This is a genomic window from Holdemania massiliensis, assembly GCF_022440805.1.
Lineage (GTDB): Bacteria > Bacillota_I > Bacilli_A > Erysipelotrichales > Erysipelotrichaceae > Holdemania > Holdemania massiliensis_A.
This window is the reverse complement of sequence record NZ_JAKNTK010000001.1, coordinates 4,013,337-4,030,393: the sequence shown is the minus strand read 5'-3', so window position 1 is coordinate 4,030,393 and position 17,057 is coordinate 4,013,337. Positions and strand designations below refer to the sequence as shown.

17 protein-coding genes and 1 pseudogene are annotated in these 17,057 nt (G+C 47.1%); 10 read left to right on the top strand and 8 right to left on the bottom strand.

All coding sequences use genetic code 11. The features are described 5' to 3' along the window. Positions 1 to 132: 132 nt before the first annotated feature. From MCG46_RS18745 to rsmI, 5 genes are all read left to right on the top strand, one after another. Entirely contained in the window at positions 133 to 1,545 is a 1,413-nt protein-coding gene (locus tag MCG46_RS18745; RefSeq protein WP_240281329.1) for a hypothetical protein, read from the top strand. Positions 1,546 to 1,716: 171 nt separating this feature from the next. Further along, positions 1,717 to 2,352 carry a dTMP kinase gene (gene tmk, locus MCG46_RS18740; protein ID WP_240281328.1) on the top strand — a complete coding sequence of 212 codons (636 nt, stop codon included), beginning with the start codon at positions 1,717 to 1,719 and terminating at the stop codon, positions 2,350 to 2,352. Continuing rightward, the gene (locus MCG46_RS18735) at positions 2,339 to 3,334 is read left to right on the top strand and encodes a hypothetical protein (RefSeq protein WP_040452314.1); all 996 of its coding nucleotides are present in this window, start codon (positions 2,339 to 2,341) and stop codon (positions 3,332 to 3,334) included. Before tmk ends, MCG46_RS18735 begins: the two co-directional genes overlap by 14 nt. Next, positions 3,327 to 4,652, top strand: a complete 1,326-nt coding sequence (gene ricT, locus MCG46_RS19595; protein ID WP_345893089.1) for a PSP1 domain-containing protein — start codon at positions 3,327 to 3,329, stop codon at positions 4,650 to 4,652. Before MCG46_RS18735 ends, ricT begins: the two co-directional genes overlap by 8 nt. Beyond that, a complete protein-coding gene (gene rsmI / locus MCG46_RS18725) occupies positions 4,649 to 5,500 on the top strand; it encodes a 16S rRNA (cytidine(1402)-2'-O)-methyltransferase (RefSeq protein WP_240281327.1) in 852 nt (283 codons plus the stop codon). The genes ricT and rsmI overlap by 4 nt, the downstream gene beginning before the upstream one ends. A gap of 146 nt (positions 5,501 to 5,646) precedes the next feature. Here rsmI and MCG46_RS18720 read toward each other — a convergent pair whose 3' ends face one another. From MCG46_RS18720 to MCG46_RS18700, 5 genes and pseudogenes are all read right to left on the bottom strand, one after another. Continuing rightward, positions 5,647 to 5,940, bottom strand: a complete 294-nt coding sequence (locus MCG46_RS18720; protein ID WP_240281326.1) for a hypothetical protein — start codon at positions 5,938 to 5,940, stop codon at positions 5,647 to 5,649. Between the two features lie 103 nt (positions 5,941 to 6,043). Then, positions 6,044 to 6,859: a DUF5655 domain-containing protein gene (locus tag MCG46_RS18715; protein WP_240281325.1), complete on the bottom strand. Its 816-nt coding sequence runs from the start codon at positions 6,857 to 6,859 to the stop codon at positions 6,044 to 6,046. A gap of 79 nt (positions 6,860 to 6,938) precedes the next feature. Beyond that, positions 6,939 to 7,793, bottom strand: a complete 855-nt coding sequence (locus MCG46_RS18710; protein ID WP_240281467.1) for an ATP-binding protein — start codon at positions 7,791 to 7,793, stop codon at positions 6,939 to 6,941. A gap of 12 nt (positions 7,794 to 7,805) precedes the next feature. Beyond that, a pseudogene (locus MCG46_RS18705) lies at positions 7,806 to 8,249 on the bottom strand (ATP-binding protein); the annotation flags it as partial. A gap of 311 nt (positions 8,250 to 8,560) precedes the next feature. Then, the gene (locus MCG46_RS18700; RefSeq protein WP_240281324.1) at positions 8,561 to 9,424 is read right to left on the bottom strand and encodes a helix-turn-helix transcriptional regulator; all 864 of its coding nucleotides are present in this window, start codon (positions 9,422 to 9,424) and stop codon (positions 8,561 to 8,563) included. Positions 9,425 to 9,547: 123 nt separating this feature from the next. On the opposite strand from MCG46_RS18700, the gene MCG46_RS18695 reads away from it, so the two are divergent. The 4 genes from MCG46_RS18695 to MCG46_RS18680 all read left to right on the top strand — a co-directional run bounded on the left by MCG46_RS18695 (position 9,548) and on the right by MCG46_RS18680 (position 12,193). Beyond that, entirely contained in the window at positions 9,548 to 10,354 is an 807-nt protein-coding gene (locus MCG46_RS18695; RefSeq protein WP_240281323.1) for a pyridoxamine 5'-phosphate oxidase family protein, read from the top strand. Positions 10,355 to 10,538: 184 nt separating this feature from the next. Then, a complete protein-coding gene (locus MCG46_RS18690; protein WP_020225881.1) occupies positions 10,539 to 10,961 on the top strand; it encodes a Fur family transcriptional regulator in 423 nt (140 codons plus the stop codon). Beyond that, positions 10,952 to 11,491, top strand: coding sequence for a rubrerythrin (gene rbr / locus MCG46_RS18685; RefSeq protein ID WP_020225882.1), 540 nt, complete (start codon positions 10,952 to 10,954; stop codon positions 11,489 to 11,491). The genes MCG46_RS18690 and rbr overlap by 10 nt, the downstream gene beginning before the upstream one ends. Before the next feature lie 120 nt (positions 11,492 to 11,611). Further along, positions 11,612 to 12,193 (top strand): hypothetical protein, encoded by a 582-nt coding sequence (locus tag MCG46_RS18680; protein ID WP_240281322.1) that lies wholly within the window; start codon positions 11,612 to 11,614, stop codon positions 12,191 to 12,193. Positions 12,194 to 12,295: 102 nt separating this feature from the next. Here the strand turns inward: MCG46_RS18680 and MCG46_RS18675 are convergent, their stop codons facing one another. Further along, a complete protein-coding gene (locus MCG46_RS18675) occupies positions 12,296 to 12,496 on the bottom strand; it encodes a cold-shock protein (protein ID WP_020225884.1) in 201 nt (66 codons plus the stop codon). A 420-nt stretch (positions 12,497 to 12,916) separates the two neighbouring features. Between MCG46_RS18675 and MCG46_RS18670 the strand changes: the two genes are divergently transcribed. After that, on the top strand, positions 12,917 to 14,110 hold the full coding sequence (locus tag MCG46_RS18670; RefSeq protein ID WP_240281321.1) for an FprA family A-type flavoprotein: 1,194 nt from the start codon (positions 12,917 to 12,919) through the stop codon (positions 14,108 to 14,110). Between the two features lie 155 nt (positions 14,111 to 14,265). Here MCG46_RS18670 and MCG46_RS18665 read toward each other — a convergent pair whose 3' ends face one another. After that, entirely contained in the window at positions 14,266 to 14,877 is a 612-nt protein-coding gene (locus MCG46_RS18665) for a TetR/AcrR family transcriptional regulator (RefSeq protein ID WP_240281320.1), read from the bottom strand. Between the two features lie 354 nt (positions 14,878 to 15,231). After that, positions 15,232 to 17,022, bottom strand: a complete 1,791-nt coding sequence (locus tag MCG46_RS18660; protein WP_240281319.1) for an FAD-dependent oxidoreductase — start codon at positions 17,020 to 17,022, stop codon at positions 15,232 to 15,234. Between the last annotated feature and the right edge of the window lie 35 nt (positions 17,023 to 17,057).

The following is a 17,057-nucleotide window of genomic DNA, read 5'->3' as shown; positions in this document are numbered from 1 at the left end:
TGCGACATGTGCAGAAGGGGCAGCTCACTGCGGTTCTGCCGCCTGATCTTTCCCGGAAACGCTTGCTTTCCCATCCATCCGCCCTATATAATGAAAGTAAGGAAAACATACAAAAAGACAGGGGGTGAAAGTATGTTAAAACAACAATGGAAGAAGGGATACCGATGGGGGTTAGGGATCCTGGCAGTTCTGCTTTGTGGCTGCAGCGTGCAGGAAGGGCCGGAGCTGCCGCAGCCTTCCATAGTTCCCACGTCCACGCTGAGTCCAGAAACGATTGAAAAAGAGGATTCATCAAAACCGATCTGGCTGCGGGATATGGACACTGCACTTTACGAATTCAGCCATGATTATCAGCTGGAGATGACAGATTCTGCTTGGGTTTTCACAGATGATCTGAAGCAAGGCGATATTGTGGTGAACCTGATCAACGAGGAAATCACGTTTGACTTTCCGGACGTTACAATTGAATACAAGAAGAAAGACCGCGTCATGAAAACCGCTGTGTTCTCGGCTCAGCTGAACATGCGGCTGGACGGTTCAGATTTTTCCTGGCAGTCCGCAGTGGATACGGAAGACCGGCAGCATTATCCAATTCAATTTGATCCGAAGAAGATTGAAATTCAGGATGGGGAAAGTGGGTCTTCAACGAAGGGGCAGAAGATGAATTTCTCACCGTCGCTGTATGGTCAATGTCTGAGCTATATGAAGCGATACTGGAATCAATCGGTTGTTCAGCAGGCGCTGATCGAACAGGCTGTCAAAGCAAGTCAGGCGCATACAAACTCAACCGCCGGGACAGTGAATGTCGAAAGACCCCTGGATAAAATGGTTAATATTTTGGAACCCGGTTCAATAACTCCGGATATTACGCTGGAAGTTGAGATGAATTTCAATGAAATCACGGATATATCTTTGTCGGAAGCCAATAAGCTGCAGCGCACGCTGTATTTGTTTACGGCGATGAAGCAGGGCTTTGATGATCCGTCAAAGATTGATTGGGAAGCACTGGCGCCGAGTTTAATGAGTGTGATTCCTAATTATGGCTGTGATGGTAAGTATTGCAAAGATCGCGAAGGTCAGGTACGTTTTGCGGACTTTGCGATCCCGGAAGGTTATGGCGCGTTGACTACGCAGCCAGAGATGAATCGGGCTGCCAAAGTCTTAACAGGTCAGGACTTTGTTTATGATGATTATGAAAATCGCAAACTGAGCAGCGGCGCTGTTTACAGTCAGAGTGCCAATAGCTACATCACTTATTCACGGGAAGGCGACTGGCTGCCGGCCAGCCCAGGAATCATGATTCTGGATCAGACGAAAAAGGACAATCGAATCACCGTGGATTTTGTTGCCTATCGTGTGGAGTGGAAAGATAATGAACTGTTTGTTGAAGGTGTGAAGGTTGCGGAGGTGAAAGGAAACAATGCTAATCCGCAGATCGTTCAGACCGTCAAGGAAAATCTGGACCGGTTGCCGCATTGGAGTGCGGAACTCGAAGATACTGGCGATGAACATTTTTATCGGCTGATTAGGGCTTCCCGAAAGTAGGCGTTTCATTCCGTTTTTTCCCTGAGCTGAAAAAGAAAACAAAACCGAGCTGTCTGCCCTGAGCAGGCAGTTCTTTTTGTTGCCCAAAGACGGAGAACAGGAAGGGAAAGGTTGTGGCGTAATGGTGGATAACCGTGATATAATAGCACAAGAGATCAAGGGTGAAAGCACATGAAAAAAGGATTTTTTATTACATTTGAAGGCCCGGACGGCAGCGGAAAAACCACAGTCAGCACTGCAGTGGCAAAACGCCTGCAGGAAAAGGGCATTGATACGGTATATACCCGGGAGCCGGGAGGGATTGAGATCGCGGAACAGATTCGCTCCGTGATTTTGGATCCGGCCAATACGTCGATGGACAGCAAGACGGAAGCCTTGCTTTACGCTGCAGCCCGGCGTCAGCATCTGATTGAAAAAGTGCTGCCGGCACTGGCCGCCGGCAAGGTTGTGATCTGTGATCGGTTCGTCGACAGTTCCCTGGCTTATCAGGGCGTTGGCCGGAATCTGGGCATCGAGGAAGTGCTGTCGATCAATGAATTTGCGATTGAAGGCCATTGGCCGGATAAAACCTTATATCTGGATCTGACCGCGCAGCAGGGGCTGGATCGAATTGCAGGCCGGCAGAACAAGGATCGGCTGGATCAGGAAAAAATCGATTTCCATCTGCGTGTCTGCGAAGGCTATCAACAGGTACGCGAGCGTTTTCACGATCGGATGATCATGATCGATGCGTCTAAACCGGCAGATCAGGTGATCGATGCCTGTCTGGAAGCGATTGGAGCGCTGATTGACCGTGAAGTTCGCTGAGCGGCTTGCGGTTCAGCAGCCGGTAGTTTATCAAACGCTGAAACACGCCTTAGTTCAGAAGAAGCTGGCACATGCGTTTTTGTTTGTCGGACAAAAGGGAACGCCAAGACTGGAAACAGCACTGCTGCTGGCACAGAGCTTGATCTGTTCGCATGTTCATGAAGGTTTTGCCTGTGAAGAATGCGATGAGTGCCGGCGGGTTGCTGAAGAAAACTATGCTGACCTGATCGTTTTGGATGGAGCGGCCAAGTCGATTAAGAAAGATGAAATTCTGAGTCTGCAGGAGCGGTTTAACAAAACCGGACTGGAACGCAGCGGTCAAAAAGTCTATATTCTCAACAACGCGGAAAACACGACGCCGGAAGCCTTGAACAGCCTGCTGAAATTTCTCGAAGAGCCGCAGGGCTCGGATACGCTGGCGATTCTGATTGTAGAAAATCAGGACCGCATTCTGCCGACAATTGTTTCCCGCTGTCAGACCCTGACGTTCCGGCCGCTGACGCAGCGTCAGATTCATCAGATCGCCTTAGAAGAACAGTTGGATGAAACCGACGGCTATCTGTTGTCGCATCTGATCCGCGATGTGGATCAGATCAAGGCCACGGCTGAGGATGAAGCATATCAGAACGGAATGCTGATGATGCGGCGGTTTATCCGGGAATTTCCTGTGCGGGAAGAAGAAGTGCTGGTCTGGATGCAGACCGAGTATCTGGGAAGCAAGGATAAAGAGAAGGATAAGCGAACCTTTGGCTATTTTCTCGATTGTCTGCTTCAATTTTTCCGTGATGCGGCGGTAGGGCATACCGAAGGCCCGGCCTGGATGGCTGAGGAAGTGGTCAAATGGAATCAGCGTCCGCTGCGGCTGGATCGTCTGATCATTGTTTTATTAGAATGCCGGGACAAGCTGTCCCGCAGTTATAATCTGCCGTTATTGGCGGATCAGTTAATTTATCAAATGAAGGAGGGAATGATTCATGAGTGAGAATCAGGAAGCAGCGGTAACGACGGAAGAAGTCAAACCTGTTGCACCGGCGTACCGCTTTGTCGTTTCAGTGCGGTTTAAGAATTCACGGAAGGCTTACAGCTTCGGCACCGACGATGAGACGCTGGAATATGGAGATTATGTCGTTGTAGAAACGGTCCGCGGCGTGGAAATGGGCGAGATTATCAGCAATCTTCGCGATGTATCGATGCATACTCAGAATACACCGTTGAAACCAGTACTGCGCAAGGCCAGCCGGCGTGACCGGGAGATGTATGCTGAAAATAAAGATCTGGCAAAGGAAGCTCTGACCCGTTGTCAGGAAGCGGTAGCGCGTCTGAAGTTGGATATGAATTTGATCAGCTGTGAGTACACGTTGGATCGAAGCAAGATTATCTTTGTCTATGTCGCGGATGAACGCGTTGATTTCCGTGAACTGTTAAAGGAGCTGGCCGGTATTTTCAAATGCCGGATTGAGCTGCGGCAGATCGGCCCGCGGGACAAAGCCAAGATTATCGGCGGTTTGGGAACCTGCGGGATGGAAACGTGCTGTTCACGGTTTATGGACGATTTTGACGTCGTGTCGATCAACATGGCGAAAAATCAGCTGTTGGCACTGAATATTCAGAAACTGTCCGGACAGTGCGGCAAATTGATGTGCTGTCTGAAATTTGAAGATGAAAATTACAAGCAGCTGCGCGCTGGCTTGCCGAAGATGAACGCCCAGGTTGAATATGAAGGCAAGCTGTACCGCGTGACGTCGATGAATGTGATCAACGGCACTGCCAAACTGGAAAACCGTGAAAACGTGCAGTTCATCGCCTTGACGGATTTGATGGAAAAGGGCGTATTCCGCCGTCCGGAAGCCCAGAATGCCAAGAACAAAGAAAAAGAAGTTCGTCCGGAGCGCAAAGAGGAACGCAAGGAAAACGACCGCAAGGAAAGTCCGGAACGCCGTGGGGAAAATAAGGATGCCCAGCGCAGGGAAGAACGGAAAGCGAACGATAAAAAGCTGGCGGAAGAAAAGAAGCCGGAACGCAAAGAGGGCGTAAAACGTCCTGTGGAGAAGAAGGCAGAAAAGAAAGCGGAAGAACGAAAAGCTGAGGATCAACGTCCGGAGCGCAAACCACAGGAAAACCGCAGAAATCAAAAGCCGCGTGAGGGCGTTAAAGAAATGAAGTCTGAGGCCGAAGTCAAGCCGCAGACCACGGAAGGCGAAGTCAAACCGCAGGAGCATAAACGGCCGAATCGGCGGCGCCGGCATCCGGGCCGTCGGGAGGGACAGCCGAAAAATGAGACGGGAGAGGGTCAGAAATGATTCGGCAGCAAAGTTTTTCCAATGAAAAACCAACGTTGTATCTCGTTCCAACGCCGATTGGTAATCTGGATGAAATGACGCCGCGGGCGATCGAGATTCTGCGCACGGTGGATGTGATCGCCGCCGAAGATACCCGCAATACGATGAAGCTGCTTCAAGTTTTTGATATCCATACGCGCCTGATCGCTCACCATTCCCACAATGAACGGGAAAGTGCGAAGGGTTTGCTGAACCTGCTCGAACAGGGACAGTCGGTGGCGGTGGTTTCTGATGCTGGTTATCCGCTGATTTCCGATCCCGGTCAGAATATTGTCGAACAGGTCACCGCCGCGGGCTACAATGTTGTCCCGGTGTCCGGCTGCAGCGCTTCGATTAATGCGTTGGTGGCTTCCGGGTTAAAGGCACAGCCTTTCTTGTTCAAAGGCTTTCTTTCCAGCAATGACCGTGAATGTGTGCGGGAGCTGGAAGGGATGAAAACCTTGCCGTTTACGATGATTTTCTATGAAGCACCGCATCGGATCGAACGCATGCTGGGACATTGCCTGGATGTGTTCGGCGACCGCAAAGCTTGTCTGGCACGGGAAATCACGAAGCGGCATGAAGAATTTCTGCGCGGTACGCTCAGTGAGCTGAAAGATGCCGCCTGCGGTCTTAAAGGCGAGATGGTCGTCGTGATTGAAGGCTGTGCTGAAGAAAGTGAACCGGCAGTCGATATGGCGCTGATCACGGAACAGATCAACGAACGAATTCAATCCGGAATGTCAGCTTCGGAAGCGATTAAACAAATTGCCAAGGAAGCCGGAATTTCTAAAAACGAAATCTATCGGGTTTATCATCAGGAATCCTAAAATAAAGCTCTTTCTCCAGCGACTACAAGTCATCGGAGAAAGAGCTTTTATGCTTAATAAATGCAGGGCTTAAGGGGACGGCTGTTCGATCACTCTTGATAAAATTTGCTTCTTCAGCGTGACAAAGGAAATGCAAAGTCTGACGCTTACTTTGCGGTCTGGCGCAGTGCGGTTTGCAGGCTTCTTAACAACAGAATGCAGAAACCCACAAGTCCCACTGTGAAAAGCGTTAGAAATACGGCGGTGGTCATGGACTGGCGCTGCAAAGCCATCCAAGCCTGAAAACCCAGCCATCCTGAAAAACCGATCAGAAAAAGAAATACCAGCGAGGTAAGGAAAAGACCCGCTGCCCGCAGCGGCCGCGGCAAGGATGGGGACCTGGCGGTACGATCCAGAAACAGAATCATCAGATGAACAAGAAAATCGAAAATCGGATTCATGGGATCACCTCTTTCTTTTGGTCTTTGTTACCTTAATCATAACAAGGGATACCCGTTTTTTCTATTATTTTTAGAGGCTTATTCGCGTATTTTCTTTCTATACTCAATTTTCGTTATAGGCACGATCAATCAGCGTTTTCGCTTTTTCGAAGTCAGCTTTATTTTTCAAATGCAATTCAACTGCACCGCAGCCCCAATGACCAATATTGGTAACATCGCGGGAAAAGCCTTCCTCGAAAGTCACTGTATTCACATCAAGAGGAAGATTGATAACCAGTTTCTTTTTCAAAGCAACCACCGTAACAATATTACGAATTTTCTTGAATGCCGCATACAGTTTCAGATGAGATTCGTTGATATCATCTCCAAGACTTAAAATGTAGTTGGATAAATCCTGATAAAGCAGTTTAATTTCTTTATCCGCTCCGGCAATCTGTTCCTCAAAGGTTTTATCTGTGGATTTCGGCTTGTTAACTGCATTCTCCTCGTGAATGACCGAAGCGATATTTTCATTGATTTGCTCAAACATCAGTAGGTCTTTACCAAACTTTTTATAACGGATCAGGCTGATATTGCGATTCATCTGTTTAATTGCGGATTCATCATATTTTGTAAAATCACTTGCAATACAAATGACACGCGGCATTGTCCAATCAATCTTGTCAGCGAAAGTTAAGCCAAGTTTATTTATAACAAGAACTTTAAAGCTATCCTTATGATCCAGCAGCCAGTTTAAATAAAACAGACCCTGATTAATAACATTTTCTTTCATCGACCGCTTATACTCGAAGATAACGGGGCAGTGATTTTCATCTATTCCAATGCTGTCCATGCGGCCGCCGTCTGTTGTCCGATATTCGGAGGCAAGGAACGTAACGCCGAAAAAAGCACTCATATTATTTTCAATTACAGTTTGCAATTCCTTTTCCAGGTTGACTGTACTGCTCTGATATTCTTTGACCTTTCCGCTTATATTGAATAATTTAATATCCGCCATTTTATTTTTCCTCCCCAATCCGTGTTATTTGTTCTATTTGGTACAGCGGCAGATTAATTAGCCAATCTTCTTTTTTGAAATCAGCCATGGATGTCCGGACAGAGATTTCCGGAGAAAATTTCTCATGGTAAAATTTCAGACTTTTAGCTTTAAGATTGACCTCAGCCTTAACTTCAACCGGAATGATTTGTTCACCCGTATCCACTACGAAATCAATCTCACAGGAGCCTCTGTCATTGGTGTAATAGTAAATGCCTAAATCTTCAAGGGTTTTAAGCTGCTGGCAAACATACTGTTCAGTAAGGGCGCCCTTGAACTCAATAAAGAGATCATTGCCGTCCAGCAAAGTGTGCGGGTGAAGTCCAACCAGGCATCCAAGTAAACCAACATCAACGACGAACAGCTTGAAGGCCTTTAAGTCTTCGTAAGCTTTCAAAGGGATGCCTGCAGTATTTACCCGGCTGATCTTATGGACAAGACCGCAGTCGCAGAGCCACATCAAGGCCTCTTCATATTCTTTGGCACGGGCGCCTTCACGAATAAGACCGTAGATAAATTTTTTGTTTTCTTTCGCAAGCTGAGAAGGTATACTGTTCCATAACATACGAATCTTTGGAACAATAACGTTGGGGGCATGCTTGGAGAAATCTTGTTCATAAGCTTCAAGAATTCCCTTTTGTATTTCACGAACTTCATTGAAATCTTTGTTTTCCGCAAAGCTTTGTACAGCCTCAGGCATACCTCCCACAAAGAAATAGTGCTTTAAGGCATCGATATAGGTTTGTTTAAAACTTGTTATCATCTGAAAATCATGACTGTCAAGAAGTTCGGAAAAGCGCTGCTTGCCGGTAGCCATCAGGAACTCCTTAAAAGTGAGAGGATAAAGCTTTAAAAAATTGACTTTGCCAACCGGAAAAGACGTACCTTCATGCAAAGCGATTCCAAGCAGGGAACCTGCGCAGATTATATGATATTGGGGAGCGTTTTCGCAGAAATATTTGAGCGAGGCCAGAGCATGCGGAACTTCCTGGACTTCATCAAAAATCAGCAGCGTGTTGTTTGGGTCAATTTTGCGGCCTGAATACAATTCCAAGCCCAATATTAAACGATCTGTATCTAAATCCGAAGCAAACAGTTCCGCCATTCTGGAATTTGAATCAAAGTTAATATATACGGTATCTGCATAGGCTTGTTTGCCAAACTCCTTCATCAGCCAAGTTTTCCCTACCTGCCGTGCCCCTTCAATAATTAAGGGCTTCCGGCGCGGACTGGCTTTCCATTTTATTAATTTTTCAATCGCAGTTCGGTACATGTACACCTCTCCCTTATCTGAGTATAGGATCAGAATACCGCAGAATTACATAAAATACAACGATATTTAGATAGAATATAACACTTTTTACGATGAAAAATGGTGATTTATAACAAAAATTACGTTGAATAATGAATGACAGCCCGTTTATGCTTGTCTTCTGCTTTGGTCTTTCCGTGTTTGCCGCCTGTGAAAGAGATCATTCCCGCGGTCTTTTATGCTTCATTTCCGCAGATCTAAGTTCGTTTTCTTGCAGCTGAATTTGATGATGGTAATGCTTTTGCTGCGCAGCGGTCTAGTTTGGGTATCCGTTAAGGTTTTCGATAGTATATTCTCCGATACGCATTGGGCGTCAGGGAAAACGTCGCCTTAAACTGTTTGGAAAAATAACTGGGATGCAGATAATGCAGCTGTTCTGATATCTGCCGGACTGATAAATCCGGATCGGCAAGCAGCGTCAGTGAGCGGTATAACCGATGCTGAATAATTAAGGACTGCGGTGACAGCTGAATGATAGCCAGCGTACAGCGGCACAGATAACTTTGAGAAACATGCAGGCGGTCGCAATAATCCTGAACGCTTAGCGCTTCATCGGATTTTTCCAGTTCATATAAAAATTTCTCTGCGGTGGAAAGCATGGCGCTGTCTGCGCTGGCTGAGATAAAGGGGCCTTGATTATTTTTGAGCATCATGACCGCAAGCAGGCTGATTAAATGTTGAAGACCTAAAACATAACCGGCATTCTGTTTTTCCGCGTTGTCAATCCAATAACGGATCAGCTCAAAAGTCGGCTCATCAATCAGCTGCTTAAACCAGAGCTGATGGTGAAATAAGGTCAGCCATTGCTCCTGATTGAACAGACCGCTGACTTGAAAAAGCAGCTCATAAGTTTCTAATGAATCCGTGATGAACTGAGCGCTGTGAAGCAGATAAGGCGGAATCAGGAATAAATCGCCAGGCCCGGCATGAAAGGTCTGACCTTGAATGGTGACGGAGCATTCTCCCTGCCGGATCACCGCCAGCTTGATATGAGGAATCAGGACATTGGACAACTGGCGAACACGGTTCTGAAAAGTATGCCGGTAAGCGAAAATCTGATATTGATATTTCTGCAGAACAGAGGAAACAGAATCCGAACAGCTTTGATCAGGTATTAATAAATTGCGGTATTTCATTGGCTGGATTCTCCTTTAAATTATTATATCGAAGTTCTGAATTTTATCCTAGTCGGTCTGATTGGAATCTTGTGTGAAAATAAACAATATGACATGATAAGAACATAGAAAGAGGGAAGAATAATGAAGAAATTAGGAATGTTGTTTTTGGCAGCTTTGCTTCTGGCAGGCTGCAGCACAGCTCCGGCTCAGAAAACCGATGCGGAGTTGGAAGCGGAAGGCTGGGTTAAGAATCCGGAAGCCAACGGTTATATCAAAATGGAAGATGCGTTGACGACAGCTTCGGTAGCCATTGATGAAAGTCAGCAGCTGAGTCAGCCGGAAATCCGCGAACTGGCTCTGGATTATCTGCGGGGCTGGCCGTTAAAAACCGATGAAGCAGGTCAGACCATCTATGCTTATCGTGAAATGTATCAAATCGCTACCTCCTACAATAATGAGCCAGGGTTGTCCTCGGTCGAATTTGTTCTGGATCCTCAGACGATGAAGCTCTATGCTTCCAGTGAAAAAGGCACTGAAAAATGCGTGCATATCGCAAAGAATCCGAAGGTTGTGCTGTACTGGTACAAGCAGATTCCGGAAGAAGAATACATTGCCTATAAAAATGATTATTTCAACTCCTACGGCGTTCAGATCAAAGGCACGGCGAAGCTGATGGATCCAGCCTCGGAAGAAGCACAGAAAGCAGCGGCGTTATATCTGGAAACGCTCTATGGTGCTGAAGGCTGGGCTGCGATGGGCGAAAAGCAGCCGACGATCATCGCCAAACTGTTGGAAGTCAATGACTGGATTGAAATTGATCCGACTGAATACGTAGTGAATTCACTGCAGTGGTCCTATAACAAAGAGGGCAGCACACGTCCGGAATGGTATGATCCGGAAAGCCCGTACTTCGGCAAATCTGTCCGTCAGGTCTATTACGTTCATTAAGGAAAGAAAGCGGGAAGCCTATCCCGTTTTCTTTTGCGCCTGCCATAAGATCCGCTGCGATCCTCCACAGGAAAAGCGGAAGCTCAATAATGAAAAAATTCGGATTAAAATGTCGGTAGACCTCTTGACGATCTAAAAACTTATGCTATAATGATAACAGTTATCGTTATTAGGAGGTGAGATGATGATTCGCAGGAATTCAAGGCAACGCCAGCTGATCTTGGATGTGATGCGCGGAGAAGGAATTCACTTGAACGCCGATCAGGTTTATCAAAAAGTGAAGCAGGCGGATCCCTCCATCGGGATCGCGACCGTCTACCGCAACTTGAATCTGTTGACGGAAATGGGCGAAATACAGAAGTTTCAGGACCGCAGCACCGGATTCATGTACGATGGAAATCCGAAAAAACATCATCACTTCTATTGTCGATACTGTAAGCGGTATTTCGACGTTTCATTCTCCGTGGAGGAGCAGATGATCCGCCAGGTTGAAGACCAGATGGGCGTCAGCGTGGAAGATCTGAATATTTCGTTGGAAGGCTGCTGCAACGAGTGTAAAGACAAACAGGAAAAAGAGAAAGAAAGAGGTAAAGAACAATGGAATTAAAAGGATCAAGAACTGAACAGAACTTAATGAGCGCTTTTGCCGGAGAATCTCAGGCTCGCAACAAGTACACTTACTATGCGATGAAGGCTCGTGCTGAAGGCATGGAACAGATCGCCAACATCTTTGAGGAAACCGCCCGCAACGAACAGGAACATGCGATGCTGTGGTTCAAGGCTCTGCATGGTGATCAGATCCCGACAACTGACGTCAATCTGCAGGATGCGGCCAATGGTGAAAACTATGAATGGACGGATATGTATGCAGAATTCGCCAAAGTTGCCCGCGAAGAAGGCTTCAATAAGATCGCAGCACAGATGGATATGGTTGCGAAGATCGAAAAGCGCCATGAAGAACGTTACCTGGCTCTGTTAAGCAATGTCAAGGAAGACAAAGTCTTCAAGAAAGAAGAAGACGTCATGTGGAAATGCCAGATCTGCGGCTATACCATGGTCGGCAAGAACGCTCCGGGTCTGTGCCCGCTGTGCGGCTATGCTAAATCCTTCTTTGAAGTTGAAAAAGCAAACTATTAATTTCTCTGATTGAAAGGATCCCACTGCGGACCCTTTTTTTCACTTTGAAAGGCAGGAAAGGAACACATATTTTTCGAGACTGATTCATACACTGAAAACAGAATCGGAGGATAGACCACAATGAAAATCAGAATCCTGCAATGTGACCCGTTTGATCCGCAGGCCGAGGATCAGGTTCACCGCATCCGTCATCAGACGGGTGAGCTTATCATTGAATACATCCAAATTATAGACACTGCCCTTTCCAAAGAAACCTGGGATCAGACGATTCTCTGCTCCTCTGCGGCGATCAGTCCGCAGCTTGCCGCATCGTTTAAAGAGCCTGTCCTGATCCTTTCCCCGCAGACGATTTCCGGCTATCCCTGCTGGAAAATTCAAAAGGGACTGATGGAGCCCTGGAATGGGGAATGGCTCGTGAAGATGATCAGTCAGCTGGTTCTGCACAAGCAGCGGCTGGATCAGAATCAGGGACTGGAATTTGTTAAAGTGAAGAAGGAAAGAAAGCTCAGTGCTGAGCTGGAACATCTGCTGAAGGGGACAAAACCGAAGGATTACCCGGATGCGCTGTGGCTGTTTGTTCAGGACCGTCAGAATGATACGTTGGAATTGGATACCCAGGAACTTCCGTTTCCGGTAGAGTGCTATTGGATGAAGCAAAAGGCGGAAGTGAATGTCGCCTGTTTCATTTATGCGGCAGCTTAGGAAATTGGATTAGAAAGAAGGATCAGGCAGAGCCTTAAAAACACTCTGCCCGAGTAAAGAAAAAGCACTCACAGGAGTGCTTTTGTCGCTTTGTCAGTGAAATTAAAGCTTGCAGACATTCGCAGCCTGTTCGCCGCGGTCGCTCTGTACGACTTCAAAGCTGACGGCATCGCCGTCATCCAGCGTTTTAAAACCGTCGATCTGAATCGCGGAATAATGAACGAAAACATCTTTCCCTTCATCGGTGGTAATGAATCCGTAGCCTTTTTCTGCATTAAACCATTTTACTTTTCCTGTGACCATGAACTGTCCTCCTATGCCACTATAATAAAAAACCCATGCGGATGGACATTAACTATCCTTCCCCATGTGAAATTATAGTTATAGCCTCAAAATCTATCTACAATATAGCACGATTCGTTATCGGAATCAATCCGGATTTCATGGCAGATTGCGCGAAAAAGGTCTATAATTGTTCGTAATCATAATTAAATCAGGATAAATCAGGACCCGTAAGAAAAGTGAGAAAGCAGCGTAAATGATCCTGAAACGGAATCGTTTCTTCTGAAAAACAGGATCAGTCCGGCTTACTCTGCTCCTTTCATGCTTGATATGAGCATTACAATAGAAATCAAGGATCGTTTTGATTATGATGAATCTGCTGAAAAAAGTTTCCTGTTAATTTCTAAGGGAATGGGAAAAATGAATAAAGGAGTGATGAAGATGACAGTCAACGAACAGTTAACGCAGGATTTAATCTGGACAGGGGTTCAGGATGCCCAGCTGAAGGTTTTTGATATCATTATGGAAACTGAATTTGGAACGACTTATAATTCTTATCTTTTGAAGGGAACGGAAAAAAACGCCTTGATCGAAACGGTAAAACTTCCTTTCTTTGAAGAATTTCAACAGAAGATTGAGAAGGTAGTTTCGCTTTGTGACGTCGATTATTTAATCGTGAATCATACAGAACCGGATCATGCCGGTTCGATCGAAAAATGTTTGGCGATCAATCCGAATCTGACCGTGATCGGCAGTCCGGCGGCGCTGCAGTTTTTGAAAGAGATCGTCAACCGTGACTTTAAAGCGCTGGCGGTGAAAGAGGGGCAGACATTGGACCTGGGTGGAAAAACATTGCAGTTTATGATCGTCCCGAATCTGCATTGGCCGGATACCATGTATACCTGGGTTCAGGAAGATGGAATTCTCTTTACCTGTGATTCCTTCGGAGCGCATTATGCGTTTGAGGGGCTGCGGCTGAGCGAAGTTCAGGATCACAATGGCTATGAGCGGGCATTAAAGTATTATTATGATCATATTTTAAAGCCGTTCCGGCCGTTTATGCAGAAGGCGCTGGATAAAGTTGAACCTCTGAAACTGAACATGATTTGTCCGGGTCATGGGCCGATCTTGGACTGCAGGCTGCCGGAAATGTTTGCGCAGTATCGAAAATGGAATGCAGAACCGCAGCTGGAAAACAAACTGATTTTGGCTTATGTCAGCGCCTATGGATATACCGAACAGCTGGCGCAGGCGGCAGCCCGCGGAATCGAAAGTGCCGGCTGGCAGGCTGAGCTGGTTGAACTGACACAGACATCCGTTGCCGAAGTTGTGGAAAAGATTGAAAACGCGCGAGGATTTTTGCTGGGATCGCCGACGATTCTGGCGGAAGCCCTGCCGCCGGTATGGGCTGTTCTGTCATTGATGAATCCGGTGATTCACGGCGGCAAGTATGCCGCGGTTTTTGGCAGCTATGGCTGGAGCGGCGAAGCCTTTGCGCACCTGGAAGAACGCCTGAAACAGCTGCGAATCCAGGTTATGCCGGCATTCAAAGTCCGGTTTAAGCCATCACCAAAGCAGCTGGAAGAAGCAGAAGCTGCCGGCCGGCAATGGGTGGAGATTATTCTGAATCAATAAGCTCAGCGCTCAGCGGTCTGGATTATAACCGCGGCTGAGCGGTATTTTCGGGAGCTTTTTATGCTGCGAGCGGCTGCCTGAAAACAATTATTCCTTTACCGAGGATCAGTACGTATAAAACCTCCGCCACAGCGACGGAGGTTTTATTTTGATCGTCAAGTTTCCTTTTTGAGCCATTTCTCAGGGTTCACCGCGTATTTGGCAATGAACGTCTCCCGGAAGATTTCCATGGCCTGCTCGTTGGGGTTAAAGTCCAGCATGTGATACAGCTCGTTTTCATGATTGAAGCCCTGAATCCCATAGTAATACAGATAGATAAAGCTTGTCATTTCATTGAGGTTGGCATCCGGACGGATGATATTCTGTGCCTGAGCTGTTGTTAAAGCCGTTTTGCGCAGGGAGAACAAGTGCCTGCTGTATTTCGCAATTTCTTCCAGCGTCGGCCCTTCGCCGGTGTTATGATCGGTATCCCGGTTAATCTTCCGATAGGAGGTACAGTAGGTCAGATCCCGGCAGATTTTGCTGAAAACATCCAGGTCTTCCGCATAAATCCGCTGCAGATCCTGTGAGGAAATTTCCATCTGATATCGGATAGCGGCCAGATAAAGATCATTTTTATTCTTAAAATAATAATAAAGCGGACCCCGGGATAAGCCCAGGGCTTTGCCAATGTCTTCAAGATTGGTACCTTCATAACCATACAAGGTGAAATAGGTAACGGCAACGTCTAAAATTCGCTGCTTGGTTTTACTGTTTGAATAGGTCATCATCATCTTCCGTTCTGTAAAAGAAATGCCGCGGCTTAAAAAGCGAAGGAAAAACCATCCCCATACCACGATTACTTCTAATTATATCAATAAAGGATTTTAGAGTATACCTCTTTCAAACAATTCCTGATGGTCCAATCAAAGTCAGGAAGCCAAAGCGTCTGAAAAGGCGGAGCATCGTTTCACCGCGGAATCAATCAAGGAGAAGCGTAAAAGCTCAAAACAATCTTTTGAGTTGTCGATGCCGCTTATTTTCTTATTCTGCTCAGACGGGAAGCAAAAGAAAGGAAACCCTAATTCCGGCGCTTCCTTTCTGCTTGGATATATCTTATTTTGAATTGAGTGTTCCGCTGGTTATTGTCCCAGCGCGTTCTTGACGGCTTCCCGGATGCCATTGCTGGAATTGGTAGCGCCGGAAACGGCATCAAGATCCAGATTCTGCGTTCTGATCAGCTCTGGAATGAACTGTTCTGCAGCCCCGGCATAGATATTCGCTGTTTCAGCCTGTTCTAAAACGTTGATTTCAGTGATGCTTCCGTCTTTAACGATGACTTCAACCTTAATCGGTCCGTTATTGCCCTGACCTTCGCCGGTATAAGTACCGTCTGTGAAGCTGCCTTTGACGGTTTCTGAACCTTCTGACTGGACCGGAGTGCGGTCAAATGGAACGTGTTCGGTTAAGCCTTGGCGGTCCTGAATGTATTCGATCGCATTGCGGGCAGAGAGCCGGCCGAAGACGACGGCTTCACCCAGACCAACAGAATAATAAGCACCCTGAACATTACCGATGACTTCCCCGGCAGCATACAGACCCTTAATCGGCTTGCCTTCCTGGTTGAGAACACGTCCGGTTGTGTCGGCTCTGACACCGCCCAGCGTGTCCATAACGCCCGGCGTTAAGTTCACGGCATAGTAAGGGCCCGATTTGTAGGTATCAGCCAGCTTGACAACTTCTTCATTGCCGATGCCGTCTGTCTTTAAGCTGCTCATCGTGGCCAGGAATGCTTCCTGATCCACACCCATCTTTTCAGCCAGTTCTTCCAGCGTATCCGCTTGGATCACCGTGCCGCTGTTATCGATGCCAGTCATCCGGTATTCATCGAAGAAATCCTTCTCTTCAATCGCCATGAATGTCTGGTATATCGTTTCATTATAAACACCGAAGCATTCCGCATCCGTTTGTTTCAGGATATCTTCAGTAATCCGGCGATCTGAACTGGCTTCGCTGTATTCATTGGTGAAGCGCTTGCCTTCCTTGTTGACGAAGACGACGCCGTTGTTTTTGATCGGCAGCTGCATCTGGATGGAGAACGGCGCAACTGCACAGGACAGCTGAATCAGATCCATGTTGACCAGTTCCGCTCCCAGTTTTTCCGCCATAACGATACCATCGCCCATATTGCCCTGACTTGGAGCTAAATGAATGTTGGCCAGTCCAGGATTGTCATAGTTGGCGATCATTTCCGGATTGCTTTCATAACCGCCGGTCGCCAGAATGACAGCTTGGGCATCAATCGTATATTCACCATGGGCGTCTTTGACCTGCACGCCGTTAACCCGTCCGTGTTCATCTGTTGTCAGATCGACAGCCGGACTGTTGTAGCGGATTTCAATGCCGTTTTTCTCGGCTTGTTCTTTTAAAACACGGACTAATTCCACACCGGGAATGGTGCCGTCAGTTGGGCAATGCAGATCAGCGTAGCGGATCTTTCCCCATTCCGATCCGAAGCCGTCCAGCCATTCGATGACTTTCGGCGTTTCAATGGCGATGACGCCTGCCATATCCACATCCGCAAAGCCGGCGCCGTTCTTGATGATTTTATCCACCAACATGACCGGTGTTTCTTCTTTTCCCTGTTCGTCCATAAACCGGGAGTTCGTACAGTTAAAGCCGCCGAAAGCCATCGTGGTGCTTCCGCCCGCAAAGGACATCTTCTCTAAGACCAGAATGTTGTCTGCACCTTGTTCGTGCGCCTCGACCGCGGCCGCCAGGCCGGCTCCGCCTGCGCCGACGATGACGATATCAAACTGTTCGTTGCCGGATTCAGGTTGAGGTTCCGGTGTTTTTTCAGCCGGCGTATTCGCACAGCCGCCTAAGCCCAGAGCCAAACAGGCGCCCAGGGTCAGGGCAAGTAATTTCTTCATTTCTCTTTCCTCCTTGAATAAGGAAATTATAAAAA